Genomic DNA, 26,424 nt, shown 5'->3' on the forward strand with positions numbered 1-26,424 from the left:
TAGCCCTTATTCGCCTTTTTTTAATAAGCCGTGTTTTTTCAAATAAACCAATAACAGCGAAATCGCAGCAGGGGTAATACCTGAAATACGTGATGCCATACCAATTGATTCAGGTTTTGCATCATTAAGTTTTACCACTACTTCATTCGATAGGCCTTTAACATTGCTGTAATCAATATCAAATGGCAGCTTAGTAGTTTCATGACGCAGGGATTTTTCAACTTCATCACGCTGACGATCAATATAACCTTGGTATTTCACCTGGATCTCAACTTGCTCACGCGCTTCAATATCGTCAAGCGCTGGTGCAAATGTTTCGATACTTGTCAGTTGTTCGTAAGTCACTTCAGGACGACGAAGAAGATCTTCACCACTCGCTTCACGAGCGATCGGCGCTTTAAGAATTTTGTTTAATTCATCAACATGATCCGATTTTGGATTGATCCAAATATCTTTCAGACGTTGACGTTCAAGTTCCATATTTTCAATTTTTTGATTGAAACGAGACCAGCGAGCATCATCAACTAAACCAAACTCACGACCCATTGGGGTTAAGCGTAAATCAGCATTGTCTTCACGAAGCAATAAGCGGTATTCGGCACGAGAAGTAAACATACGGTATGGTTCTTTAGTACCAATCGTTGATAGATCATCAATCAATACGCCCATGTATGCTTGATCACGACGAGGACTCCAGCCTTCTTTATCTTGAACTTGAAGCGCGGCGTTCATACCCGCCATTAAGCCTTGTGCTGCCGCTTCTTCGTAACCTGTCGTACCGTTAATTTGTCCTGCAAAGAACAGACCATCGATATATTTGTTTTCGAAGGTTTGTTTTAGATCGCGAGGGTCAAAGAAATCATATTCAATCGCATAACCTGGACGCATAATGGTTGCGTTCTCAAAGCCTTTCATTGAACGAACAATTTGCATTTGTACATCAAACGGTAAGCTGGTGGAGATCCCGTTTGGATATAATTCATTTGTCGTTAAGCCTTCCGGCTCAATGAAGATCTGGTGACTATTTTTATCTGCAAAACGCATCACTTTATCTTCAATCGAAGGACAGTAACGTGGACCAATTCCTTCAATAACACCGGCATACATTGGGCTACGATCCAAATTATTGCGGATCACTTCATGTGTGCGTTCATTGGTGTAAGTAATAAAACATGGGATTTGACGTGGATGATCCGACGACTTACCCATAAATGAAAATGTTGGTGTCGGGTTATCACCGTGCTGCTCTTCAAGCACACTGAAATCAACACTGCGCGCATCAATACGTGGAGGAGTACCTGTTTTTAAGCGATCAACACGTAATGGTAATTCGCGTAGACGATCCGCGAGGGCATTCGATGCAGGATCACCAGTACGTCCGCCACTGTAGTTTTCCATACCAATGTGGATCTTACCACCAAGGAAAGTACCAACAGTTAACACAACGGCTTTGGCGTGAAACTTTAAGCCCATTTCCGTTACAACACCAACAGCACGGTGATTTTCAACAATTAAATCAGTGACGGCTTGTTGGAAAATCATTAGATTTTCTTGGTTTTCTAATACGTTACGAACAGCTGCTTTGTATAATGCGCGGTCTGCTTGAGCACGAGTCGCACGTACTGCAGGACCTTTCGATGAGTTCAGTGTACGAAATTGAATACCACCTTTATCAATGGCTTGCGCCATTAATCCACCAAGGGCATCAACTTCTTTAACCAGGTGTCCTTTCCCGATCCCGCCAATAGCTGGGTTGCACGACATTTGGCCCAACGTATCGATATTATGGGTCAACAGTAAGGTTTTTTGTCCCATTCGGGCTGCTGCCAATGCGGCTTCTGTGCCTGCATGACCACCACCCACAACGATGACATCAAATTTTTCCTGGTAAAACATGGAACTTCCTCAGGTATTTAAATAGCCAGTGAGTTAACTCGAGCAAAGGGCGGACATTCTATCCTTTTTCTGTGCAAGAGAGAATATTTCATCAAGATCATTTGATCAGTTTAATTACGCTCTTTAAATATATATAAGATCTTTTTAAAGAGATCTTCTATTAGATCTACTATTAGGATCGTACGATCGTGTGGATAACCGACAAATGATCCTAATGATCATGTATTTAAGAAGGATCATTTCTTGTGCAGGAGCTTGGATCTGATCGTGTATAGGCTGGGATCAAAAAAGCCACTTATGCACAGGGGGAGGAAGTCATATAAGTTATTAAATGGATAACTATGGGTTGATCACCGTTTAGATCTATAGTTATCCACAGAAAAAAGATCGAAATAAGCTGGAAACTGAGTAACTATTGATGGTTTTTTAATCAGTAATTAAGTTTTTCCAGTTATTAAACCATGCTTCAGCAGGCTCTTCAGGCACTGGTGTCTCTGAAACATCAATATCAAGACGTTCACCGATCTGGTTTGCACCTAAAGAAAGTAATAATCCTTCTATTTTCTTACCTGCCGCACAGAAGGTATCGTAATTACTATCACCAAGCCCAATGACAGCAAATTTAACACCGCTCAGTGTGGGTTGTTGTTGAGTGAGTTGCTCTACAAATGGCAAAAAGTTATCAGGATAGTCGCCAGCACCGTGAGTTGAGCAAATGATTAGCCAGATAGTGTCTTGATCGAGCTCTGAAAACTCTGCTTGATTGATGACTTCAGCTTGGTGGCCATTATCTTCGAGCAATTCTGCTAAATGATCGGCGACATATTCAGCGCCACCTAAAGTACTACCGGTAATAAGGCTAAGTGAGCTCATAGTTATCCTTTATATAGATAGAAAAAGCTAGAGCCTTTGAATTAGCAAAGATCTAGCTCGTGTTGATTGTTAATTTCGATGATTTTTATCATCAATTAGATATTCTTTGCTGTAGGTTATCGCCATTTTATTCACTTATCTATGGCTAACTGATATCCACCAGCAAATTAAGTCTTAATTAAGAGGAAAATATGTGGGTATTTTATAAGAAAAGGTCGAGTTATAAAGTAGATAGATGATCTTAGATTGGAGATCATACTGTTGTGGATAATATATCACTAATGATCTTACCCACACGATCTTGATATTTTAATCACAGGCTTATGATCATAACAAACAGGTCGATCCTATCGTTTTATGATGTAAAGAAAGGATCTATTTTCTTCGTGGCGTCAGATAAAGTTTATCGGATGTTGGGTGGCGACAAATCGTGATGTTATCTTGGTATAACTGATGTAATCGAGAAGGAGTTAATACGTTATCTGGCGTATTAAAGGCAATTAATTCACCCTGCTGTAAAAGTAATAACTGATCGCAGAACTCAAGTGCAGTATTGAGGTTGTGAATGGCCACCAGCGCCGTTTTGCCTTGTTGGCATTGCGCTGCGAGGATATTCATTAACTCAGATTCATGGCCGATATCTAGGCTGGCTGTGGGCTCGTCCAGTAACATACAATCAGCGTTTTGAAGTAATAGACGAGCAAAGTGTACGCGTTGTTGTTCTCCTCCCGATAGTTGATTAAGTGGTTGATTTAATAGTTTTTCAATGTTTAATTGATGGATGATTCTATTAAACTCTTTGTCACTTATTGGGTCGTTGTGGCTATAGCGGCCGTAACCAATTACATCTTTGACTAAAAAAGCGAACGCTGGCTCTGTATGTTGGGGGAGATAACTCATGTGCTGTGCACGTTGTTGGTGACGATAACTGGAAAGTGGTTTTTCTTTGAGAAATATCTCGCCAGATGACGGCGTCAAATAGCCCGCTAAACACTTTAATAATGTACTTTTTCCTGCACCATTTGGACCAATAATCCCAACCAGTTCACCTGCGCCAATTGTGAAATTGATATCGGTTAATAACGGCTTGTTTCCTTGCTGAAAAGAAAGGTGTTTGGCTTGAATGATCGTATTCATTGGGCTATCCCTTGGTACTGACTACGGATCAATAGGGCAATAAAATAAATGCCACCAATCACGGCGGTAATGATCCCTGTTTTCAATTCATTGGGAGCGATCACGGTTCGCGCTAGAAGATCGCACAGTAATAAAAATAAAGCGCCGAAAATAGCTGAAAATGGCAGTAACCGTCGATTATCTGGTCCTAAAAGAAGGCGAACCAAATGCGGTACGATTAAGCCGATAAAGCCAATCGGGCCTGCTACCGCAATAGCCATTGCGGTGAGTACGGTGGTTAATACCAGTAATGTGAATCGGCTGCGCCTGACATTAACGCCCATACCATGGGCATTTTGTTCACCTAAAGCCAGCAAGTTTAAAACTTGGCCATGGCGTAACAGCACGATTGCTGCAATAACAATGATCGGTGTGGGCCATAGCAACTGTTGCCAGATGCGAGAGTCTAATCCTCCCATTGTCCAGAAGACAAACTCGCTGATCTCATATTGTTGTGCGGTCAGTAATACGCCCATGGTTAAGCCTCCTAGCAAGCTTGATACTGCGAGACCTGCCAAGATGATAAAGAGTCCTTGTTGGTGAGATTTAGCCGCGAGCATATACACCAATAAAGCGCTAGTAAGTGCACCAATAGTCGTGAAAAGAGGTAGCCAACCTATAGCTGTGGCACTGATCCCTGTGACGATGGCGATAACAGCAGCAAAGCTGCTACCGGCACTGATCCCTAAAATATCAGGGCTGGCCAAGGGGTTTTTAAATAATCCTTGGCTACAAGCACCAGCAAGGGCTAATGCACCACCCGCTAATATGGCGGCACAAGCACGGGGGAGGCGAATATGGAGCACGATAGCATTGGCGAGTGGATATTGCTCCGCTGCTGCGTGGCTACCTTGGACGAGATAAGTATGTAGCAGACCTGTGATATCTGTTATTGGGATAGAGACAGAGCCTAAGCTGAGATACGCTATAACAGTAATAATAAAGATGACGCTCGTCAGTAACCACTGATAGGAAGTTGCTAATTTAGGCATGAGGTTTGCCATAAACGCGATGGTTTAAATAGATAATGGCATCAACAATATACTGGCTATCTGTTGAACGTAGTGCTTGAGGCAAACAGATCACTTTGTGGTGTTTTATGGCGTTTAATTGTTGCAGTGAGGGATCGTTTAATAACTCCTGACGAAAGGTGTTACTGCTATCATTGGTATCTTTACCACAGGTTCCAGGAACAATAATGACATCAGGATTGATAAGTAATAACTGCTCTTTTGCCAGTGGTACTTGACCGTATTTATCCCCTTGGGTTGCAGCAATGACATTGATTAAGCCTGCTTGCTCAAAAATGGTATTAATGGTTGATTGGCGGTTGCTTGATGCGCCCCATGGGGTGTATTCAACGGCGGTAAGTCGGTGCTTGGGAATGATGACGTGTTGTTTTAATTTACGATCCATCGTCTCGACTAACTGCTGAGCGCGTTGGTTTTGATTAACTAATTTACCTAACATGAGAATGTTTTTTTCAATATCAGCTAATGTATATACGGTATTAAATACAAAAACATTGATACCTGCTTGACGCAGGATATTCACTTTTTGTTGGTCGCTCCAATTGGCTGCAATCAGTAAATCAGGTTGGTTAGCGATAGTGCGTTCAATATTCAGATCCAATAGTGGGATTGTTGTCGGTAATTTATTAGCGATCAAAGAGTAAGTCGGATCGTTACTTAATCGACTTAAGCTTGTGATTTGATGAGCTGGTAGTAATTCAATTAATACCTGATCACTGAACATACTTTTTGATGATACACGCAATGGTGGGTTGTTGAGAGAGACCATTTTTTGGGTCGCATCCATTACTGTAAGCGGGTAGGTTGTTGCTTGTTCAGCATAACTTGGGCTGTTGAGTAGTAAAGCGGTGCACAGAGAAAAAGCATGAAAAAATTGGCGCATAATAGTCATCGAAAAGCATGATAAAGGCTGCTTGTCGCTCTTCCTTGGGCGAACAAAAGATGGCGCTCATAGTTAGCGATTTTGATTATGCTGTCAATTACAGTCGTGTATCACTCTGTTAATATCGCAGGATTCGTTATCTTAAGGTGGTACCAATGACATTAAAGTTCTCAGGTGATATTGATGAGCTGGCTTATCCCTTTATATTTGAAGACTCCCCCCTGTGTGATTTTGAAATTCTAACCGATGAATTATGCACCTATACAGGGCTGGCATTATCTCAACTTGAAGAGGGGGAGATCCGCCAATCATTAGCATGGTTACAGCCACATCTGTTCCATCTCAATGGTTCTATTCGGGGAAAATGTGGGATTTTTGAAACTGATATCGAGAAACTCAAATCGGATTACCACCATTTCCGAGATCAGGTGACGGATAACAATAAACGCTTTGTTTTGCCTCGTGGTGTTGGTTCGGTTGTGCTGTTGCATCAATGTCGAAGTTTAGCGAAGAAAGTGGTTCGTCAATTAGTGTTAGTGGACGCTTCGGGTAAAAATGTACCAGAGACCTTACCGCGCTTTACTAACTTGTTAGTGAACTACTATTTTGCATTGACCCGAGTATTAAACCAACAAGCGGGTATTGAAGAGCCAGAATATATCAGTATTAATTATCCTAAAGCGCCGAAAAGTGAAGATAAAAAATAATAAAAAACGTCATATATCAAAGATATATGACGTTTTCTTGTTTCTGTTATCAATGGTTAGTATTTACTTACCAATACAGAACGAGGTAAAGATACGACCGAGTAAATCATCCGATGTAAATTCACCGGTGATCTCACTTAAGTGTTGTTGAGCAAGACGTAACTCTTCAGCAAGAATTTCACCTGCCATAAAGCCTTCAAGCTGCTCTTTACCAATATCGAGGTGCTCAGCGGCACGCTCTAGGGCATCTAAGTGACGACGGCGAGCCATAAAGCCGCCTTCAGTGGTGCCAGAGAAACCCATACATTGTTTTAGGTGTTCACGTAGGGCATCTACGCCATCGCCTGTACGTGCTGATAATCGAATTAAGGTTGGATTATTGGCATGACAGATACCCGCTTGTTCACCGGTAAGCTCTGCTTTGTTACGAATCACAGTTAAACCCATATCAGCCGGCAGACGTTCAATGAAATCAGGCCAGATCTCTTTGGGATCGGTCGCATCTGTCGTGGTGCTATCAACCATAAACAGAACGCGATCAGCATGCTCAATTTCATCCCACGCACGTTCAATACCAATGCGCTCTACTTCATCAGAGGCTTCACGCAAACCTGCGGTATCAATAATGTGCAGTGGCATGCCATCAATGTGGATATGCTCACGCAATACGTCACGAGTCGTACCTGCAATATCTGTCACAATCGCGCTATCTTTACCAGATAGAGCATTCAACAGGCTAGATTTACCTGCATTAGGGCGACCCGCAATGACGACTTTCATGCCTTCACGCATAATTGCGCCTTGGTTGGCTTCTTTACGTACTGCATTTAAGCGCTCGATAATGCCATTTAAATCACCACCGACTTTACCATCAGAAAGAAAATCAATTTCTTCTTCTGGGAAATCAATTGCTGCTTCTACAAAAATACGTAAATGGATCAAGGCTTCAACCAGTTCATTTACTTTGGTTGAGAATGCCCCTTGCAGTGATTTAAACGCACTCTTTGCCGCTTCTTCAGAGCTTGCATCAATTAAGTCGGCAATCGCTTCTGCTTGCGCTAAATCGAGCTTATCGTTCATAAAGGCGCGCTCTGAGAACTCACCAGGACGTGCAGCACGGATCCCGTCAATTTTTAAGATACGACGGATCATCATATCCATCAGTACAGGGCCACCATGACCTTGGAGTTCCAACACATCTTCGCCAGTAAATGAGTTAGGGCCTTTAAAAAAGAGGGCGATGCCTTGATCCAGTGCGGTGCCATCTTCATTTTTAAAAGGAAGGTATTCAGCGTAACGCGTTTTCAGTTCGCGACCTGCAACAGCAAGCGCAACCTCTTTGGCTTTAGGACCTGAAACGCGGATGATGCCGACGCCACCACGACCCGGCGGTGTCGCTTGAGCGACGATAGTATCGATGTGTTGATTCATAATCTTGGCTTTGCTTGATAAAAACAGGGGAATTGTAAACTAGTGTTGCGTGTAACACCTAATTAGGCAAATAAAAAAGGTGGCTAAAAAGCCACCTCAGTGCAAATATTCTCTTACTTCGTCTTTTTTCGACTATGTAAGCCCTGCTGTTCTAATTTACGGAAAATAATGGTTTGTTGGATCAAGGTGACAATATTGGAGGTTAACCAGTACAGCACAAGTCCAGCAGGGAAGTACAAGAAGAAAACCGTGAATATTACCGGCATAAACGTCATGATTTTCTGTTGCATGGGATCAGTGACGGTAGAGGGGTTATTCTTTTGGATAAAGAACATAGTGATACCCATTAAAATCGGCAGTACATAGTATGGGTCTTGCGCTGATAAGTTTTGGATCCACCCAAAAAAGGGCGCGTTACGCAGCTCTGTAGATAGATTCAATACGGTATAAAGCGCAATAAAAATGGGCATTTGTATTAGCAAAGGTAAGCAGCCACCCAATGGGTTAACTTTCTCTTTCTTGTACAGCGCCATCATCTCTTGGCTTTGACGTTGGCGGTCGTCGCCGAAACGCTCACGCATCGCTTGGATTTTCGGTTGCAGCATACGCATCTTAGCCATTGATGTGTATTGCGCTTTAGTTAGTGGATACATTAAGCCACGGACAATCAACGTTAGAATAATGATGGCGACGCCCCAGTTACCCACGATGCCATGAATGAAGGCAAGAAGCTCATGTAAGGGAGTGGCGATAAATGATGACCAACCGTAATCAGGGAGTGCTGCTGTATTTAAATCTGGATTCATAATGTCGTGCCGGGCTCTGCCATAGAAAGATTAAATTTTAACCAATAATATTCGTACTAAAGTCCGAGTAATGCAAATAAAAAAGGCGACCCGAGGGTCGCCTTTTTAGTGCTAGAGAAGATTACTTCGCTTTTTTACTGCTGTGTAAGCCTTTTTTCTCAAGGGCACGGAAAATAATCGTTTGCTGGATCAGTGTAACGATGTTTGACACTAACCAGTAAAGTACTAGACCTGAAGGGAAGAACAGGAAGAAGAAAGTAAACATAACCGGCATAAAGGTCATGATCTTCTGCTGCATAGGGTCTGTCACTGTTGACGGACTCATCTTCTGGATAAAGAACATAGTGATACCCATTAAGATAGGTAGCACGTAGTACGGGTCTTGTGCTGACAAGTCATGGATCCAACCGAAGAATGGCGCGTGACGCAATTCAACCGATTCCATTAATGCCCAGTACAGTGCAATGAAGATTGGCATCTGTAGTAAGATAGGAAGACAGCCACCCAGTGGGTTAACTTTCTCTTTCTTGTACAGTTCCATCATCTCTTGGCTTTGACGTTGACGGTCATCACCTAGACGTTCGCGCATTGCTTGGATCTTAGGCTGAAGCATACGCATTTTAGCCATCGACGTGTATTGCGCTTTTGTTAGTGGATACATCGCACCACGAACGATAAACGTTAGGATGATGATTGCAATACCCCAGTTACCCACAAGGCTATGGATAAATGATAATAGCTTGTGTAGCGGGCTAGCAATGAACCATAACCAACCGTAATCAACTGTTAGGTTAAGGTTCTTCGCCGTTGCAGCCATTTCGTTTTGTAGCTTAGGGCCGACCCAAAGTGTTGCTTTGATTTCTTTACTCTTACCAGGTGCAATTGTTTCGATTGGCATGCGTACACCAATATAGCCGTTACCGTTGCTAGTTGTAGAGTAAACTTGAGACGTTTGATCTGCGCCATCGCGTGGGATCCAAGCAGAAACAAAGTAGTGTTGCATGATAGCAACCCAACCTTCGTTCGCAGCAACATCAAGGTTCTTCTCCTTCATGTCGTCGAAACTGTATTTCTTGTACTTAGTATCGTTTGCAGAATATGCGCCACCAAGGTAAGTAGGCATAGTTAGGCTACCGCCTGAATCACTTAGCTTATGACGAAGCTGTGCATACATCTGCACGCTTGCTGCTTTATCAGTGTTGTTCGCAACGGTGTAATCAACGTTAACAGCGTAATCATTACGCTTAAGAACAAATGTTTTAGTGTAATTGATGCCATCTTTAGTAAATGTCATCGGTACACGTAATTCATTTTGATCAGGACCCATTACAAAGTCTTTTGCTGTTACGCTGTATTGCGCACGGCCACCTTGTTGAGAATCAGCACCATTCGGGCCGATTAAACCTGATTGTGCAATGTATTCATGACCATCTGTATCATTAAGCAGTACAAACGGGTCTTTTGAATCGAGTGTGTTGTTGTATTTTAGCAGCTTAGCATCAACTACATCACCACCAAGCGTATCGACTGTTAATTCCAGTACATTCGTTTTTATGGTAATTAAGTTTTGTGAGCTAGTTTGATCAGTTAGAGGCTGACCTTCAGCAGAATGTGACGGGATATCACTGTTTTGTGTCGATTGTTGCGCTACACCTTGGCTTTGAGGCTTAGGGGTTTTGTCAGCATTCCATTGTTGAAATAATAAGAATGAGACAAAAAGTAGGGCAATTAACAGAATATTACGTTGGGAACCCATAGTTAATGTTCTCTGTCGTTATGCTTAGTAGGCGGAACGGGGTCGTAACCACCGTCATTTAAAGGATGACATTTTAATAGACGTTTCGCCGCTAACCAACAACCTTTTAGCGCTCCATGCGTTTTTACAGCTTCGATCGCATATTGAGAGCAGGTCGGAGTGAAACGACATCGTGGCCCAAGGAGAGGACTGATTGCCATTTGGTAAAAGCGGACTAGTCCAACGACTAGCCACGCGAAGGGCGAGACAGGCGATGCCATAACTTATCTAACAACTTGAAGAGTTCTTCGTTGCTCAACTCGTTAGCTGATTTCTTTGCAATCACTACGAAGTCTTTTGCTGGAAGCTGATGTTGTTTCAGACGAAAACTTTCACGCACAATGCGTTTAAAGCGATTTCTATCTACAGCAGTTTTAATCTGTTTTTTTGGAACAGCCAGACCAAGACGGGGGCAGTTTAGTTCGTTAGAACGGGCAAGAATAGTTAAGTGAGGAGAGCCAGCACGATGAGCTTGCTGGAAGACAGTTTTATAATGTTCGGGAGTTAACAAGCGTAACTCCCGAGAAAAAGCGTAGTTCTTCAAAATAATCGTCGATGATTACTTAGAAAGACGCTTACGGCCTTTAGCGCGACGTGCATTGATTGTTGCACGACCGTTCTTAGTAGCCATGCGAGCACGGAAACCGTGAGTACGCTTACGCTTAAGAACAGTTGGTTGGAAAGTACGTTTAGACATTTTGTTACCTTAAATTAACTGATCAGTTTTTAAGTGTGTTACCAGTCTTTGACTTAAATTAGTCAAACACCTCTAACAAAGAGGCGGAATTGTAATCACTGACTAACAAAGAGTCAATAAATATACGTGTAACTGGCAACGGGCGCTGCATTATACTTTTTATTAGCCGAAGTTCAAGGATCCTTGTTGGATCTCAATTTGTGTTCAGAACGCTTGTGGCCGTAGATCCTTAGGTTGACTGAAGATCTGGTGTGGTGGTCCTTGCTCGACAAATTCGCCGTCAGCGATGACGATCACGCTATCGGCGACTTCACGGGAAAACTGTAATTTATGAGTAACGATCAACATGGTTTGCTGTTGTTGCGCTAATTGATTGATCAAGCTTAATACTTCATTTACCCATAGGGGGATCCAACACTGATGTTGGCTCATCAAGTAACAATCATTCAGCGTCTAATACCATTGCTTGACCAATGCTAATACGTTGTTGTTAACCGCCTAAGAGCTCTGCTGGATAAGCGTTGGTTTCGATCACCCCCTATTATAATTGCAGCACGAATACTTTCAGACATGTAAGCGGCATAATGCAGGCTAAGACTCATCACGGCTGCGCTAAATGCATCTAGCCCGACCAAGCTTGGTATGATCTGAGGTAAGCCGTAACCAAGTAAAAATTAAAATCAAAACCCATAATGATGATCCGTTGTGCTGATGGAATGAAAGATAAGAGAGAGCCACTATTGGGCTAAACTATCAATGGTGGGGTCGTGATTATTATTGGGTTGGTATTGTTATCAAGCCCTTTGGTTGAAATAGTATCAATACGCCCTGTTTATCATTGTCCAAACAATCCAGAGAAACTCGCGATAACAAATTTAACCTTATAGTCATTACGTTGACTTATCTCATTCCATAGGTTGACTTCAAATCCCTGTAATTTGTCGTTACTAACAAATGTAAAAGGGAAATAACGTCCTGACATACCGACTTTTACCATAGTTTCTGCCATAACGCTGGTGGTAGAACATGCAACCCGTGTAGTGGCAACCATGGTCGGTGTAATCCCATTTTTTATTCGATATTTACCTTTTATTCGTCGTGTTTTATGTGCGTAATCAATTCTGTCTTGGCACTAAATAATAATTAACAGCTATCTGAAATAACTATTTGTTTAATTGCTAGCATATTACCGTGTGTCATCATGTCTTTTTTGTCTGTCTGAGCGAGGAAATTGATAGAAAAGGTTACCCACAATGAAAACTTTTCCCTGTGGATGATAATTGGCGATGATAAAATGGTCATTCTTAAGTAAAAATAGCATTAAACGGGGAATGAAAGACTTATCTTTGTGCTAGCTGTGTTAATATAGCTGTGGGTAATGGTGGGTTAATTTGTGCTGATCTTACATCTTGTTGTGCGATCTATGTGCATAAGTTCGATCTTATTCACTGGATCTGCGATCTCTTTACTGGTGATCCTTGTTCAGCGAGTATAAAATTATCTTCCTTTTATGTTTTGTTTATTCAGTGTGGAGTCTACCTTGTCATCTTCGCTATGGTTGCAGTGCCTTCAACGCCTTCAAGAAGAACTCCCTGCGACAGAATTCAGTATGTGGCTACGTCCGCTTCAGGCTGAATTAAATGATCATACTTTGACATTATTTGCTCCTAATCGATTTGTATTAGATTGGGTTCGCGATAAATATCTTAATAACATCAATCGTCTACTTAATGAGTTTTGTGGTGCAGATGCACCGAGCCTGCATTTTGAAGTTGGGAGCAAACCTGTTGCAGCACCGCCGCAGCCAGTTGCGCCTCCTGTTTTTACTTTGCCAAAATCAAAACCTGAAGTAGAACCTCAACCAGCCGTCCACCATGAGCCAGCGTCTGCGCCTTCTCCGGTGCAAAATGAATCGCCTGGTGGATACCGTTCTAACGTCAACCCAAAACATAATTTTAATAATTTTGTTGAAGGTAAATCTAACCAGTTAGGTTTAGCGGCGTGTCGTCAGGTATCTGATAATCCGGGAGCGGCGTATAATCCATTGTTTTTATATGGCGGTACCGGGTTAGGTAAAACGCACCTATTGCATGCGGTCGGTAATGCGATTGCTAACCGTAAACCGAACGCCAAAGTGGTTTACATGCATTCAGAACGTTTTGTGCAGGATATGGTCAAAGCTTTACAAAATAATGCGATTGAAGAGTTTAAACGTTATTACCGTAGCGTTGATGCATTATTGATTGATGATATTCAATTCTTTGCTAATAAAGAGCGTTCTCAAGAAGAGTTCTTCCATACCTTTAATGCGTTATTAGAAGGTAATCAGCAAATCATTCTGACTTCAGATCGTTACCCGCGTGAAATTAACGGGGTTGAGGATCGATTAAAATCACGTTTTGGTTGGGGCTTAACGGTGGCAATTGAGCCGCCAGAGCTTGAAACACGCGTTGCTATTTTAATGAAGAAGGCGGAAGATCATAATATTCGTCTGGCTGATGAAGTGGCGTTCTTTATTGCTAAGCGTCTTCGTTCAAATGTCCGCGAATTAGAAGGGGCATTGAACCGTGTTATTGCCAATGCAAACTTCACAGGTCGTGCGATCACGATTGATTTTGTTCGTGAAGCATTGCGTGACTTACTAGCACTGCAAGAAAAGCTGGTCACGATAGATAATATTCAGAAGACTGTTGCTGAATACTATAAAATAAAGATGGCAGATATGTTGTCTAAGCGTCGTTCTCGCAGTGTTGCACGTCCTCGTCAGATGGCAATGGCACTGGCAAAAGAATTGACCAACCACAGTCTTCCTGAGATCGGTGATGCTTTTGGTGGTCGCGATCATACTACCGTGCTTCATGCTTGCCGTAAGATCGAGCAACTGCGTGAAGAGAGCCACGATATTAAAGAAGATTATTCAAACCTAATTAGAACATTGTCGTCTTGATATGAAATTTACCGTCGAACGCGAATATTTATTAAAGCCTTTACAACAAGTTGCTGCGGCACTTGGTGGTCGTCCATCATTGCCGATTTTAGGTAATATCTTGTTGAAAGTAGAAGATGGTTGCTTGTCGATGACGGGTACCGATCTTGAAGTTGAACTTATCGCCAAGGTTGCCCTTGAAGGGGATTATGAATCCGGTACGGTTACTGTACCTTCTCGTAAGTTCCTCGATATTTGTCGTGGTTTACCAAGTAATGCCACTATCTCGGTGAGTTACGAAGGTGATCGCGTACTTATTCGTTCAAGCCGTAGCCGTTATACATTAACCACACTGCCTGCTGCTGATTTCCCAAATATTGAAGATTGGCAAAGCGAAGTTGAATTTACGCTTGAACAAGGCCGTATGCGTCAGCTGATTGATAGCACGCAGTTTTCAATGGCTAACCAAGATGTTCGTTACTACTTAAATGGTATGTTGTTTGAAACTGATGGTCAGCATTTACGATCAGTCGCAACTGACGGCCACCGTATGGCGGTGTGTGCGATTGATACAGGTCATGAATTACCAACGAAGCAAATTATCGTACCGCGTAAAGGGGTATTAGAGTTGGTTCGTCTATTTGATAACCCCGAATCGTTAGTCAACATTCAAATTGGTAATTCAAATATTCGTGCGACAGTGAACAACTTTGTCTTCACATCTAAATTAGTTGATGGACGTTTCCCTGATTATCGTCGCGTTATGCCACAAAATAGCACTAAGTTTGTTGAAGCTGGCTGTGAAGAGATGCGTAATGCATTTGCTCGTGCGGCGATTTTATCAAACGAAAAATTCCGTGGTGTGCGGGTTAACTTGTCTAATGGTGAGATGCGTATTACCGCAAACAACCCAGAGCAAGAAGAAGCGGAAGAGTTTCTTGATGTTGATTACCAAGGCGATAGCTTAGAAATTGGTTTTAACGTGAGCTATGTGTTGGATGTATTAAACACCCTTAAATGCGATCAAGTTCGTTTGTCATTATCTGATGCTAATGCGCCGTCGTTAATTGAAGATGCCACTAACGATGAAGCCATGTATGTGGTGATGCCTATCAGACTATAGGTATGGCACTTACTCGTTTGATGGTGCATGACTTTCGTAATATTGCATCGTGTGATTTAGCATTAGCTGCTGGTTTTAACTTTTTAGTGGGTGCTAACGGTAGTGGCAAAACCAGTGTATTGGAAGCTATCCATTACTTAGGTCATGGGCGTTCGTTCCGTAGCCACTTAACGAGCAGAGTGATCCGTCATGAACAGGCCGAGCTGTTTATTCATGGTCGAGTAGTTGATAACCAAACCCAGTTAATGCTGCCGATTGGGATCAACAAAAAACGTGATGGGACAACTGACGTTAAAATAGCAGGGGAGTCCAATCAAAAATTGGCACAACTTGCGCAGATTTTGCCATTACAGTTGATAACCCCTGAAGGATTTGATTTATTAATCGGCGGTCCTAAATACCGCCGAGCGTTTATCGATTGGGGTGTGTTTCATGTTGAACCTAAGTTCTATCATGCATGGGCGCGCTTAAAGCGATTAACCAAACAACGTAATGCCTTATTAAAAACTGCCCGCAGTTATCGAGAGCTCAGTTACTGGGATCAAGAGCTTGCCTTATTGGCAGAAGAAATAAGTGTATGGCGTAAAGATTACATTTCTGCGGTAAAAGAAAAAGCCGCAGAGATATTTCAGGTTTTTCTCCCTGAATTTGATATTCAACTCGGCTTTTACCGAGGCTGGGAAAAAGAAACACCTTATGCTGAGTTGTTGCAGCGCAATTTTGAACGTGATTGCCAACTCGGCTATACCGTAAGTGGGCCACACAAAGCTGATTTACGGATAAAGGTTGCCGGTACGCCTGTTGAGGACGTGTTGTCTCGTGGACAACTGAAATTGATGGTGTGTGCTTTGCGCTTAGCGCAAGGTTTACATCTTACAGAAGCGACTGGCAAACAATGTATTTACCTTATTGATGATTTTGCTTCCGAATTGGATAGCCACAGGCGAGCGTTGCTAGCGCAACGATTAAAGGAAACGAACGCCCAAGTCTTTATCAGTGCTATTAGTGACGATCAAGTTGCCGATATGCTTGATGAAAATGGCAAGTTGTTCCATGTGGAACACGGTAAAATAACCGCAGGATAATTAAAGCGAGAGTAACTCAATGTCCAATAATTACGATTCATCAAGCATTAAGGTGCTTAAAGGCCTCGATGCGGTACGTAAGCGCCCAGGAATGTACATCGGTGATACCGATGATGGTACTGGCTTGCACCACATGGTTTTTGAGGTTGTCGATAACTCTATCGATGAAGCTCTTGCTGGTCACTGTGAAGATATCATTGTTACTATCCATGAAGATGGTTCGGTATCGGTAAGCGATGACGGTCGTGGTATTCCAACCGAGATGCATGAAGAAGAAGGTGTATCAGCAGCAGAAGTTATCATGACGGTACTTCACGCCGGTGGTAAGTTCGATGATAACTCTTACAAAGTATCAGGTGGTCTACACGGTGTAGGTGTATCAGTTGTTAACGCCTTATCTGAAAAAGTAGAGCTAACTATTCAACGTGGTGGCCACATTTACCAACAAGTGTACCGTCATGGTGTACCTGATGCGCCATTGGCTGTGATCGGTGATACTGAAAAAACCGGTACACGAATCCGCTTTTGGCCAAGTGAAGACACCTTTACCAATATTGAATTCCACTACGATATTCTAGCAAAGCGTTTACGTGAGCTTTCATTCCTAAACTCTGGCGTATCAATCAACTTAAGTGATGAGCGTGAAGAAGGTAAAGAAGATCACTTCATGTATGAAGGTGGTATTCGCGCATTCGTAGAGCACTTAAACCGTAACAAAACGCCAATTCATCCGAAGGTTTTCCACTTTGATAGTGAGCGTGATGACGGTATCTCAGTTGAAGTTGCGATGCAGTGGAACGATGGTTTCCAAGAAAATATTTACTGCTTTACGAACAACATCCCTCAACGTGATGGTGGTACGCACTTAGCGGGGTTCCGTGGTGCGTTAACACGTACGCTGAACTCGTTCATGGATAAAGAAGGCTACTCGAAGAAAGCGAAAGCAGCGACATCGGGTGATGATGCACGTGAAGGTTTAACTGCAGTTGTTTCTGTTAAAGTGCCGGATCCTAAGTTCTCTAGCCAGACCAAAGATAAGCTAGTTTCAAGTGAAGTCAAAGCGGCTGTTGAATCTGCAATGAACGAAAAGCTGGCGGAATTCTTATTAGAAAACCCAAGTGATGCTAAAACCGTATGTAGCAAAATCATTGATGCATCACGCGCGCGTGAAGCGGCACGTAAAGCCCGTGAAATGACACGTCGTAAAGGCGCATTAGATTTAGCAGGTCTTCCTGGTAAACTTGCAGATTGTCAGGAAAAAGATCCTGCAGTATCTGAACTTTACATTGTGGAAGGGGACTCTGCTGGCGGTTCAGCCAAGCAGGGACGTAACCGTAAAAATCAGGCAATCCTACCGCTTAAAGGTAAGATCCTTAACGTAGAAAAAGCCCGTTTCGACAAGATGCTGTCTTCACAAGAAGTGGCAACACTTATCACGGCAATGGGCTGTGGTATTGGTCGTGACGAGTACAACCCAGATAAACTGCGTTACCACAACATCATCATCATGACCGATGCCGACGTCGATGGTTCGCACATTCGTACGCTACTATTGACCTTCTTCTACCGTCAAATGCCAGAGCTGATCGAACGTGGTCACATTTATATTGCTCAGCCACCACTTTACAAAGTGAAGAAAGGTAAGCAAGAGCAATACATTAAAGATGATGAAGATATGAACCAGTACCAAACGACATTGGCACTGGATAACGCATCATTGTTTGCCAATGATGGCGCACCAGCAATGACGGGTACAGCATTAGAAAGTCTTGTTACTCAATATAATGCAGGTATGAAGTTAATTGAGCGTATGAGTCGTCGCTACCCATCATTGATGTTAAATGAGTTTGTATACCAACCTCGTTTAAGTACAGAGATGATGGCTGAAGAAGCACAAGTAGAAGCATGGTTAACACCATTGATTGCTGCACTTAATGCTAAACAATCTGGTGAAAGTCAGTACAGCTTCGAAGTCATCCGTGATGAAGAAAACAATGTGTACCTACCTAAAGTTGTGGTTCGTACTCACGGTGTTGATCACGAATACTTGCTCAGCTTTGATTTACTGAATTCAAAAGAGTACGCGAAGATCGCTGATCTTTCTGAAGCATTAAACGGTTTACTTGATGATACTGCATTTGTTCAACGTGGTGAGCGTAAGCAAGCAGTTTCAAGCTTTAAAGATGCGTTGGAGTGGCTGAACAAAGAATCACGTCGTGGTCTTTCTCTACAGCGCTACAAAGGTCTAGGTGAAATGAACCCAGAGCAGCTTTGGGAAACAACGATGGATCCTGAATCTCGTCGCATGATGCAAGTAACGATCAATGATGCGGTTGCAGCGGATGAACTGTTTACCTGTCTAATGGGTGATCAGGTTGAACCTCGTCGTAACTTCATCGAAGAGAATGCACTGAAAGTTGCTAACCTTGACGTGTAGCACAAACGTATAGTTTGGCTTTCAAGCTCAATAAAAACGCCGCTAGTGATAGCGGCGTTTTTTATTTATTCATATTAACTAAAAAGCGGTTATTCTGCGTAAGCTTTAGCGACTTCTTCTGCAATAATCGTAATACCACGCTGCATTGCTTCATCATCTTGGACATAGTTCATGCGTAAGCATTCATGGCTATGTGCCCACTCATCTTGTAATCCGATAAAGAAATATTCACCAGGCACGATCAGTACGCCACGTTGTTTTAAGCGTTGATACAGTACCTTCGTGGTGATCGGTAAATCTTCAAACCATAGCCATAAGAAGATAGCGCCTTCAGGTTTGTGAATTTTAAATCGAGGATCGGGGATAGCTTGGCGCAGTAATTCAACGGCGCGTTGCACCTTCTGATGATAAAACGGCTTAATCACGTTTTGGCTCAGTGGTAATAGTTCTTGCTGGTGGATCATTTTCGTTGCCACCGCAGGGCCAATACTACCAGGCGCTAAGTTGACGATACCATTGATGTTAGACAAAGCAGTAACCATGGCTTCATTGGCAATCACGATACCGCATCGGACACCGGGTAACCCAAGTTTGGATAAGCTCATGCACAGAATGGTGTTGTTATCCCAAAACGGTGTTACCTCTTCAAAGATAATATCAGGGAAGGGTAAGCCGTAAGCATTGTCGATAATTAATGGGATCTGGTGCTCTTTAGCCAGTGCTGCTAAATGTTCAATTTCTTTATCTGTAAGTACATTGCCAGTCGGGTTAGTAGGACGAGAGGCACAAATTGCTGCGATGCTGTCATCGATGACGAGTTTGCTAAAATCGACATGGTATTTAAAAAAGCCATCTTCCAACATGCTGATTGTAGGTTGGTACGAGATAAACATATCAGGGCTTAAACCGGCATCTGCGTAACCAATGTATTCTGGCGATAACGGCAGTAATATTTTCTTCTTTTTGCCATTTTCAAATTCACCTGCCAGCAAGTTAAATAAACTAAAGAATGCACTTTGGCTGCCATTGGTTAAGACAATATTTTTCGAACTAATTTCCCAACCGTATTGTTGCTGTAACAGTGCAGCAAGCGCATCTAGAAAGCGATCTTTACCTTGTGGGCCATCATAGTTAGTCATCGACGCGGTAAGCTCACCTGTAATTGCCATGTCTTTTAATAGCTCGGTAAAGTAGTGATTCATGGCTGGGATTTGCGCTGGATTTCCACCACCGAGCATGATGGCATTGGGATTGGTGAGTCCATTGTTGAGATCTTGCATTAATAGAGTGATCCCAGAATCACCTGCAAACTTATTACCAAAGCGCGAAAAGTCCATTACGTTTACAACCTCAGTGTCGATATTTAGTTCTTGATGTAAGTGCTATCAATATGATGGCTTATTGAGCGTAACATAACGTATTGTTCGGTTCAGAAAAAGTTGAAATATTATCGGTTAGTGATGGTCGGTGCTGTGGATTTCACTGTATATCAAGGTGGTTGTACGCGTATTTAATATAAGTAAAAAGATGTTCCACATGAAACAATAGATAAGATACAGCAGAATCAAGGCGAAAAAAAACCACGCCGGAGCGTGGTTTTTAATAACGTCAGTAACCTTATTTTTGCAGTAGAGAGATATCTGCTACTTTCAAGAATTGGTTACGTAGTAGGTTAAGTAGTGCTAGACGATTAACTTTAAGTTTTTCGTCATCAGCCATCACCATTACGTTATCGAAGAATGCATCGACAGGCTCACGAAGTGAAGCAAGCTCTGTCAGTGCTGTTTGGTAATCGCCAGTAGCAAAGACAGGTTCAAGGGCTGTTACAACCGCTTCAACCTTTTCAGCTAGCTCTTTTTCCGCAGCTTCAACAAGTAGGCTGTTATCAACTGTAGTTGGGAGCTCACCGTCAAACTTCGCAAGGATGTTACCAACACGCTTATTCGCTGCTGCTAGTGACTCAGCAGCATCAAGCTCACGGAAGTGGCTTACCGCTTTAACACGCTTATCAAAGTCGGCTGGTTGAGTTGGGTGCATCGCAAGCACAGCTTGGATAACATCAATACTAAAGCCTGCATCTTGGTACCATGCACGGAAACGGCCAAGCATAAACTCAATGACATCTGAATCAACGTTGTTGTTGGTTAGCTTGTCACCAAATAGTGAGTGCGCTTTCGCGACTAGATCAACTAAGTCTAAGTCGTAGCCATTTTCAACGATGATACGTAATACACCTAGCGATGCGCGACGAAGTGCGAAGGGATCACTACCTTTTGGTGCTTGACCAATACCGAAGATACCTACAATCGTATCTAGTTTATCAGCCATAGCCACGGCTGATGATACAGGTGTGCTTGGAAGTTGATCGCCAGCAAAACGAGGCATGTATTGCTCGTTAAGTGCTAGTGCAACATCTTCAGCTTCGCCGTCATGACGTGCATAGTGCATACCCATTACACCTTGCGTATCTGTAAATTCAAATACCATAGATGTCATTAGGTCACATTTCGCCAGTAGACCAGCACGTTTTGCGTTAGTTACATCAGCACCGATCTTGTCTGCAATGTAGCCAGCAAGCTCAGTAATACGATCTGTCTTGTCTTTAATTGTACCCAATTGCTTTTGGAAAATCGCAGTCTCTAGTTGAGGCAGGCGATCAATCAACTTGCTCTTAAGGTCAGTATTAAAGAAGAACTCAGCATCCGCTAGACGAGGACGAACCACTTTCTCGTTACCTGAGATAATTTGGCTTGGATCGTTAGAGATGATGTTGGATACGAAGATGAACTTAGGCACAAGTTTGCCTTCCGTATCGTAGACAGGGAAGTACTTCTGATCACCTTTCATGGTGTAAACTAAAGCTTCAGAAGGAACCTTTAAGAATTCCTCTTCAAAAGATGCTGTTAGTACCACAGGCCACTCAACAAGAGAGGTCACTTCTTCAACCAGATCATCTTCAAGATCTGCAATACCGCCAACAGCTTCAGCTGCTTTTTTCGCATCAGCTAAAATGATCGCTTTACGCGCTTCATAATCAGCCATTACTTTACCGCGCTCTTCTAAGATAGCAGGGTATTGATCCGCGTTGTCGATAGTAAACTCAGCTTCACCCATGAAGCGGTGACCACGGATAGTACGTGCTGAAGCAACACCTAAAATAGTGCCTTCGATTAGCTCGTCACCCAATAGCATGGTCAGTGTTTTCACTGGACGGATAAACTGAGTTTCTTTATCACCCCAACGCATTGGACGTGGGATTGGCAGTTTAGCCAGTGCAGCAGCAGCCAGTTCAGGTAGTAGTGTTTGGGCTGGTTGGCCTTTGACTTCTTGCTTGAACAGTAACCATTCGCCTTTATCGGTAACCATGCGCTCTGCTTGATCAACCGTAATACCATTACCACGAGCCCAACCTTGAGCAGCTTTGGTTGGTTTTCCGTCAGCGTCGAATGCTGCTGATACCGCAGGTCCACGTTTTTCAACCACTTTGTCTGGCTGGTTTTCAGCAAGACCCGTTACTTTAAGGGCTAAACGACGAGGAGCGGCATACCATTTGATACCATCATGAGGTAGATCTGCGGCTTTTAATTCAGCTTCAAAGTTAGCAGCAAAAGCTTCTGCTAGGGTACGTAATGCTGTTGGTGGTAGCTCTTCCGTACCGAGTTCGATTAAGAAATTCTTATGTGTCATGGCGATCCCTTACTTGTCTTTTTTACACATTGGGAAGCCAAGTGCTTCACGAGATGCGTAGTAAGCTTCAGCAACTTGTTTAGTTACGTTGCGAATACGCAAAATGTAACGTTGACGTTCAGTTACAGAGATCGCTTTACGTGCATCTAATAGGTTAAATGCATGAGCGGCTTTTAGAATACGCTCGTAAGCAGGCAACGGTAGTGGTTGCTCTAGCTCTAGTAGTTTGATTGATTCTTTTTCACATTGATCGAAGAATGTGAATAGGAAGTCGACATCAGCGTGCTCAAAGTTGTACGTTGATTGCTCAACTTCGTTCTGGTGGAAAATATCACCATACGTCACTTTGCCTAAAGGACCATCAGTCCATACTAGGTCGTAAACAGAATCAACGTTCTGAATGTACATCGCAAGACGCTCGATACCGTAAGTGATTTCACCTGTTACAGGTTTACACTCAAGGCCACCAACCTGCTGGAAGTAAGTAAACTGTGTTACTTCCATGCCGTTTAGCCAAACTTCCCAGCCTAGACCCCAAGCACCCAATGTTGGGTTTTCCCAGTTGTCTTCAACAAAACGGATGTCGTGCACTTTAGTATCGATACCGAGTACTTCTAATGAGCCTAAGTACAGTTCTTGAATGTTGTCTGGCGATGGTTTTAGCATCACTTGGAACTGGTAGTAGTGCTGTAGACGGTTAGGGTTTTCGCCGTAACGACCGTCAGTTGGTCGGCGAGATGGTTGTACATACGCTGCTGCAATTGGTTCTGGACCTAGAGCACGTAAACATGTCATTGGGTGAGAAGTACCTGCGCCCACTTCCATGTCTAGGGGTTGCACAATAGTACAACCTTGTTGGCCCCAGTAATCCTGCAGCGCGAGGATCATGCCCTGAAAGGTTTTAATATCGTATTTCTGCATTGTCAGCTTCGCGAGATTAGTGGATTAAAAAGAGTAATAATCCAGTATACCTCGCCAACCCTGAGGCGAGTAGGGGCAGTGCGTGTTTTTTACACATCTGTTGGGGGATTTACCAAAATTCTTCCAGCTTTTCTCCTTTTTTATTTTGCATTAAGGGAATTTTTACATTCTTTTGATGCCTCATATACCGTTGTTGATTACAATACATAAAAAGTATTATTAGGTTTAATGGCCTAGTAGCATAAATTTCAATTTTTTCGATCTTCGGATCGAGTATACGGATACTTAAAAAAGATGGCTCAAATTCAAGCAATGGCATCTAAAAAGTGGGTGCGCGCTGCAGTACTTTCTGTTGTGGCTTCTGTAACTATGGCTGGTTGTTCAACTGTAAATCCATACACAGGTGAATCACAAACAGCGAAAGGCACTGGTGGCTCAATCATTGGTGCACTTGCTGGAGCTGCAATTGGTGTTGCTTCTTCAAGCAAGCACGACCGCGGTAAAGGTGCTCTGATTGGCGCTGCTGCTGGTGCTGCACTTGGTGGCGGTATTGGTTACTACATGGATGTGCAAGAAGCGAAACTACGTCAGCAATTAGCATCTTCAGGTATCAGTGTTACCCGTGATGGTAATAACATCATTCTTAACATGCCAAACGAAATTACGTTTGGTTTTGATCAGGCAAACTTAAATGATCGTGCGATGAATGCTCTGCATAACGTAGCGATTGTGGCTAAAGAATACGAAAAAACACAGTTAAATGTATTAGGTTTCACTGATAGCAAAGGCACTGAAGCATACAATCTTCGCCTATCTCAAGTTCGTGCAGATGCGGTTGCTAACTACTTAATCCGTCAAGGTGTGAATGCTAATCGTGTGGTATCTCAAGGGCGTGGTGAGTCTAATCCAATCGCTTCTAATAGTACGGCGAACGGTCGTGCGCAAAACCGTCGTGTAGAAATTATTCTTTCTCCACTAGGTTAATTTTACCTTTAGCGTGATCAAACGGTGAGCGTTGGCTCACCGTTTTTGTATCTATAGAATGATCATTAATGGTTAAAATACCCGCTTTTCTTTGTTACACTTAGCTTTCCTTTGGGGAGTAGCCTCTCGCACTTTGCGAGATAATTATCAACATAATCGAAGCAAAATCTTCGTGGTAATTATGATTTATCCAGCGCGATAAATTTGGCAAGACCAACGGCAAACAACACAAACCGGGGTGGGAGTGTATGTTTTGCTATTGGTATCAATAATTCCCGCCCCAGAGAGTATGTTGTGAGTGTTTTAGCTGTTTCTATTACGTCTGTTGCTTTAGCCGAAATTGGTGATAAGACCCAACTTTTATCCCTACTGTTAGCCAGTCGATATCGCAAACCCTTTCCCATTATTTGTGCCATTTTTCTTGCGACTATCGTTAATCATGCATTAGCTGCATGGCTTGGTGTCGCTATTGCTGATTACTTAACACCGAATATTTTAAAGTGGGTGTTAGTGGTGAGTTTTATTTTAATGGCTGGCTGGATCTTAATTCCCGATAAACTCGATGATGAAGAAAAATTATCAAATCGAGGCCCTTTCATTGCCAGTTTTATTGCGTTCTTTATCGCGGAAATTGGTGATAAAACCCAAATCGCTACGACGATGCTAGGGGCGAAATACCATGATGCACTAATGTGGGTTGTGCTTGGTACGACGATTGGAATGTTGTTGGCCAATGTTCCCGTGGTTCTTATTGGTAAGTTATCAGCTGAAAAAATGCCGCTAGGACTGATACGCAAAATTACTGCTGCGCTCTTTATTTTCTTAGCTGCAGGTGCTGCGTTTGGTATGTAGATATCACTGATCGTTTCATGTGAAACATGACTTTATTGCCTAGCAGGAGTCAGTGTTTTGTTTCATTATGATGAAGTGTGATAGCACGATATGAAGCGTTAATTCTCTCATGCTAGAGTAAATGAAGTTATGTCATTGGTTCGTTTTGCTGTAATTGCAGGAGGGAGTATGGCTCAGTTTCTCGCGCTATCGCTGAAAAGCCAATGTTGGTTATTTCACTTGGCATTGGTGCTGAATATCTTTGGTATGGTCTTAACGGACATGTGGCTTCCTATGGTAGTAGGGGCACTTGTTACCTTATATCTGGCGTTAGATTCATTAGTTCGATTGCGTTATGTCTTACCGCTTAAAAAAGAAATACGTGATTTGCATAATGAGTTAGCAGCATTACGTCAAAAAATGAATGATGTGTAGTGTTCTTTCACGTTAGAGATAATGTGATAGTAATTAAAAAGGCAGCCTAATTTAAAGGGCTGCCTTTTTTGTTATTTATTTTGGTATTTTTGTCAGTGCTTAGTTGGTGCCTTTTTGGATCAAAAAGCGATAAGGAACGCTTTCTGTTTCTGCGGCAAGCAGTGTGTGATCCATAAAGCGGCAAAAACTGGGAATATCGCGTGTCGTTGACGGATCGTCAGCCAATACCAATAGGGTTTCGCCTTCGGCCATTTTCCTTACCGTTTTACGAACCATCATCACAGGCTCAGGGCAGCGTAGTCCTTGCGCTTCTAGGCTGTGGGTCGGATTATCAAAAATAGCAGTCATAACATACACATCTAATTAGTAAGTGGTAGATCATACTTATGGACAAGAATTAATCAATAACACTTGGCAAATCAAGATATACTGTGTAACGTAATTAACAAGTTATTAACTTTTCTTTCTGAAGGATTAGGGGGAAGTAGTATGCTGACATCAATGGATAGACTGACAATTTATGCCGTGCTGTGTTTTATCTCGTTCTGCACCATCATGTTAACCAGTTCAAATGATATGGGCATTTTTGCTATTGGCGGCCTGTTTTCAGCGGCTCTTGGATTATGGTTTGAACTGACCAGCGATGCTGAATTGGAAGAAGAAAACTAATTTATTCATAACCAACACCCATCATCTTGGG

The 26,424-nt window shown here is 42.6% G+C and carries 24 protein-coding genes and 3 pseudogenes; 9 read left to right on the plus strand and 18 right to left on the minus strand.

Annotated features, from left to right (window positions below; all coding sequences use genetic code 11):
- Window positions 1-6: 6 nt before the first annotated feature.
- The 5 genes from mnmG to C9J38_RS16770 form a co-directional block, all read right to left on the minus strand.
- The gene (gene mnmG, locus C9J38_RS16750; RefSeq protein ID WP_107208089.1) at window positions 7-1,896 is read right to left on the minus strand and encodes a tRNA uridine-5-carboxymethylaminomethyl(34) synthesis enzyme MnmG; all 1,890 of its coding nucleotides are present in this window, start codon (window positions 1,894-1,896) and stop codon (window positions 7-9) included.
- Between the two features lie 426 nt (window positions 1,897-2,322).
- On the minus strand, window positions 2,323-2,769 hold the full coding sequence (mioC, locus tag C9J38_RS16755) for an FMN-binding protein MioC (RefSeq protein ID WP_107208090.1): 447 nt from the start codon (window positions 2,767-2,769) through the stop codon (window positions 2,323-2,325).
- Window positions 2,770-3,144: 375 nt separating this feature from the next.
- Window positions 3,145-3,906, minus strand: coding sequence for an ABC transporter ATP-binding protein (locus C9J38_RS16760; RefSeq protein ID WP_107208091.1), 762 nt, complete (start codon window positions 3,904-3,906; stop codon window positions 3,145-3,147).
- Complete coding sequence (locus C9J38_RS16765) at window positions 3,903-4,937, minus strand: iron ABC transporter permease (RefSeq protein WP_107208092.1); 1,035 nt, start codon at window positions 4,935-4,937, stop codon at window positions 3,903-3,905. Before C9J38_RS16765 ends, C9J38_RS16760 begins: the two co-directional genes overlap by 4 nt.
- Window positions 4,930-5,859 (minus strand): ABC transporter substrate-binding protein, encoded by a 930-nt coding sequence (locus C9J38_RS16770; protein WP_233218518.1) that lies wholly within the window; start codon window positions 5,857-5,859, stop codon window positions 4,930-4,932. Before C9J38_RS16770 ends, C9J38_RS16765 begins: the two co-directional genes overlap by 8 nt.
- Window positions 5,860-6,014: 155 nt before the next feature.
- Between C9J38_RS16770 and C9J38_RS16775 the strand changes: the two genes are divergently transcribed.
- Entirely contained in the window at window positions 6,015-6,566 is a 552-nt protein-coding gene (locus tag C9J38_RS16775; protein ID WP_107208094.1) for a cobalamin adenosyltransferase, read from the plus strand.
- Window positions 6,567-6,629: 63 nt separating this feature from the next.
- Here the strand turns inward: C9J38_RS16775 and mnmE are convergent, their stop codons facing one another.
- From mnmE to C9J38_RS16820, 9 genes and pseudogenes are all read right to left on the minus strand, one after another.
- Window positions 6,630-7,997: a tRNA uridine-5-carboxymethylaminomethyl(34) synthesis GTPase MnmE gene (gene mnmE / locus C9J38_RS16780; RefSeq protein ID WP_107208095.1), complete on the minus strand. Its 1,368-nt coding sequence runs from the start codon at window positions 7,995-7,997 to the stop codon at window positions 6,630-6,632.
- 113 nt (window positions 7,998-8,110) lie between these two features.
- Window positions 8,111-8,773 (minus strand): annotated as a pseudogene (yidC, locus tag C9J38_RS16785) (membrane protein insertase YidC); the annotation flags it as partial.
- Window positions 8,774-8,924: 151 nt separating this feature from the next.
- On the minus strand, window positions 8,925-10,559 hold the full coding sequence (gene yidC / locus C9J38_RS16790; protein WP_107208097.1) for a membrane protein insertase YidC: 1,635 nt from the start codon (window positions 10,557-10,559) through the stop codon (window positions 8,925-8,927).
- A 2-nt stretch (window positions 10,560-10,561) separates the two neighbouring features.
- A complete protein-coding gene (gene yidD / locus C9J38_RS16795) occupies window positions 10,562-10,819 on the minus strand; it encodes a membrane protein insertion efficiency factor YidD (RefSeq protein WP_083784444.1) in 258 nt (85 codons plus the stop codon).
- Complete coding sequence (gene rnpA, locus C9J38_RS16800; RefSeq protein ID WP_005372259.1) at window positions 10,786-11,142, minus strand: ribonuclease P protein component; 357 nt, start codon at window positions 11,140-11,142, stop codon at window positions 10,786-10,788. Before rnpA ends, yidD begins: the two co-directional genes overlap by 34 nt.
- Before the next feature lie 15 nt (window positions 11,143-11,157).
- On the minus strand, window positions 11,158-11,295 hold the full coding sequence (gene rpmH / locus C9J38_RS16805) for a 50S ribosomal protein L34 (RefSeq protein WP_005372258.1): 138 nt from the start codon (window positions 11,293-11,295) through the stop codon (window positions 11,158-11,160).
- A gap of 204 nt (window positions 11,296-11,499) precedes the next feature.
- Window positions 11,500-11,727, minus strand: coding sequence for a hypothetical protein (locus C9J38_RS16810; RefSeq protein ID WP_233217798.1), 228 nt, complete (start codon window positions 11,725-11,727; stop codon window positions 11,500-11,502).
- Between the two features lie 53 nt (window positions 11,728-11,780).
- Window positions 11,781-11,969 (minus strand): annotated as a pseudogene (locus tag C9J38_RS22075) (amino acid ABC transporter permease); the annotation flags it as partial.
- A 167-nt stretch (window positions 11,970-12,136) separates the two neighbouring features.
- Window positions 12,137-12,346: pseudogene (locus C9J38_RS16820) on the minus strand (transporter substrate-binding domain-containing protein); the annotation flags it as partial.
- A gap of 489 nt (window positions 12,347-12,835) precedes the next feature.
- Between C9J38_RS16820 and dnaA the strand changes: the two are divergent.
- From dnaA to gyrB, 4 genes are read left to right on the plus strand one after another with little or no spacing between them, the layout of a single operon-like run.
- On the plus strand, window positions 12,836-14,242 hold the full coding sequence (dnaA, locus tag C9J38_RS16825) for a chromosomal replication initiator protein DnaA (RefSeq protein WP_107208098.1): 1,407 nt from the start codon (window positions 12,836-12,838) through the stop codon (window positions 14,240-14,242).
- Window position 14,243: 1 nt separating this feature from the next.
- Window positions 14,244-15,344, plus strand: coding sequence for a DNA polymerase III subunit beta (dnaN, locus tag C9J38_RS16830; RefSeq protein WP_005372253.1), 1,101 nt, complete (start codon window positions 14,244-14,246; stop codon window positions 15,342-15,344).
- 2 nt (window positions 15,345-15,346) lie between these two features.
- Window positions 15,347-16,429 (plus strand): DNA replication/repair protein RecF, encoded by a 1,083-nt coding sequence (recF, locus tag C9J38_RS16835; protein WP_005372252.1) that lies wholly within the window; start codon window positions 15,347-15,349, stop codon window positions 16,427-16,429.
- Between the two features lie 19 nt (window positions 16,430-16,448).
- The gene (gyrB, locus tag C9J38_RS16840; protein WP_107208099.1) at window positions 16,449-18,866 is read left to right on the plus strand and encodes a DNA topoisomerase (ATP-hydrolyzing) subunit B; all 2,418 of its coding nucleotides are present in this window, start codon (window positions 16,449-16,451) and stop codon (window positions 18,864-18,866) included.
- An 89-nt stretch (window positions 18,867-18,955) separates the two neighbouring features.
- On the opposite strand, the gene C9J38_RS16845 is transcribed toward gyrB, so the two are convergent.
- The 3 genes from C9J38_RS16845 to glyQ form a co-directional block, all read right to left on the minus strand.
- Window positions 18,956-20,203, minus strand: a complete 1,248-nt coding sequence (locus C9J38_RS16845; RefSeq protein ID WP_107208100.1) for a valine--pyruvate transaminase — start codon at window positions 20,201-20,203, stop codon at window positions 18,956-18,958.
- A gap of 280 nt (window positions 20,204-20,483) precedes the next feature.
- Window positions 20,484-22,553, minus strand: a complete 2,070-nt coding sequence (gene glyS, locus C9J38_RS16850; protein WP_107208101.1) for a glycine--tRNA ligase subunit beta — start codon at window positions 22,551-22,553, stop codon at window positions 20,484-20,486.
- Between the two features lie 9 nt (window positions 22,554-22,562).
- Entirely contained in the window at window positions 22,563-23,474 is a 912-nt protein-coding gene (glyQ, locus tag C9J38_RS16855) for a glycine--tRNA ligase subunit alpha (RefSeq protein ID WP_005372243.1), read from the minus strand.
- Between the two features lie 294 nt (window positions 23,475-23,768).
- Between glyQ and C9J38_RS16860 the strand changes: the two genes are divergently transcribed.
- From C9J38_RS16860 to C9J38_RS16870, 3 genes are all read left to right on the plus strand, one after another.
- Window positions 23,769-24,458, plus strand: coding sequence for an OmpA family lipoprotein (locus tag C9J38_RS16860; protein WP_107208102.1), 690 nt, complete (start codon window positions 23,769-23,771; stop codon window positions 24,456-24,458).
- Between the two features lie 294 nt (window positions 24,459-24,752).
- On the plus strand, window positions 24,753-25,310 hold the full coding sequence (locus tag C9J38_RS16865; RefSeq protein ID WP_107208103.1) for a TMEM165/GDT1 family protein: 558 nt from the start codon (window positions 24,753-24,755) through the stop codon (window positions 25,308-25,310).
- Window positions 25,311-25,478: 168 nt separating this feature from the next.
- The gene (locus C9J38_RS16870; RefSeq protein WP_199187142.1) at window positions 25,479-25,724 is read left to right on the plus strand and encodes a hypothetical protein; all 246 of its coding nucleotides are present in this window, start codon (window positions 25,479-25,481) and stop codon (window positions 25,722-25,724) included.
- 99 nt (window positions 25,725-25,823) lie between these two features.
- Here C9J38_RS16870 and tusA read toward each other — a convergent pair whose 3' ends face one another.
- Window positions 25,824-26,072: a sulfurtransferase TusA gene (gene tusA / locus C9J38_RS16875; RefSeq protein ID WP_005372237.1), complete on the minus strand. Its 249-nt coding sequence runs from the start codon at window positions 26,070-26,072 to the stop codon at window positions 25,824-25,826.
- A gap of 141 nt (window positions 26,073-26,213) precedes the next feature.
- On the opposite strand from tusA, the gene C9J38_RS16880 reads away from it, so the two are divergent.
- The gene (locus C9J38_RS16880; protein WP_005372235.1) at window positions 26,214-26,393 is read left to right on the plus strand and encodes a hypothetical protein; all 180 of its coding nucleotides are present in this window, start codon (window positions 26,214-26,216) and stop codon (window positions 26,391-26,393) included.
- The last annotated feature ends 31 nt before the right edge of the window (window positions 26,394-26,424 follow it).

Source organism: Photobacterium sp. GB-210 (genome assembly GCF_003026075.1).
In the GTDB taxonomy this organism is placed as follows: domain Bacteria; phylum Pseudomonadota; class Gammaproteobacteria; order Enterobacterales; family Vibrionaceae; genus Photobacterium.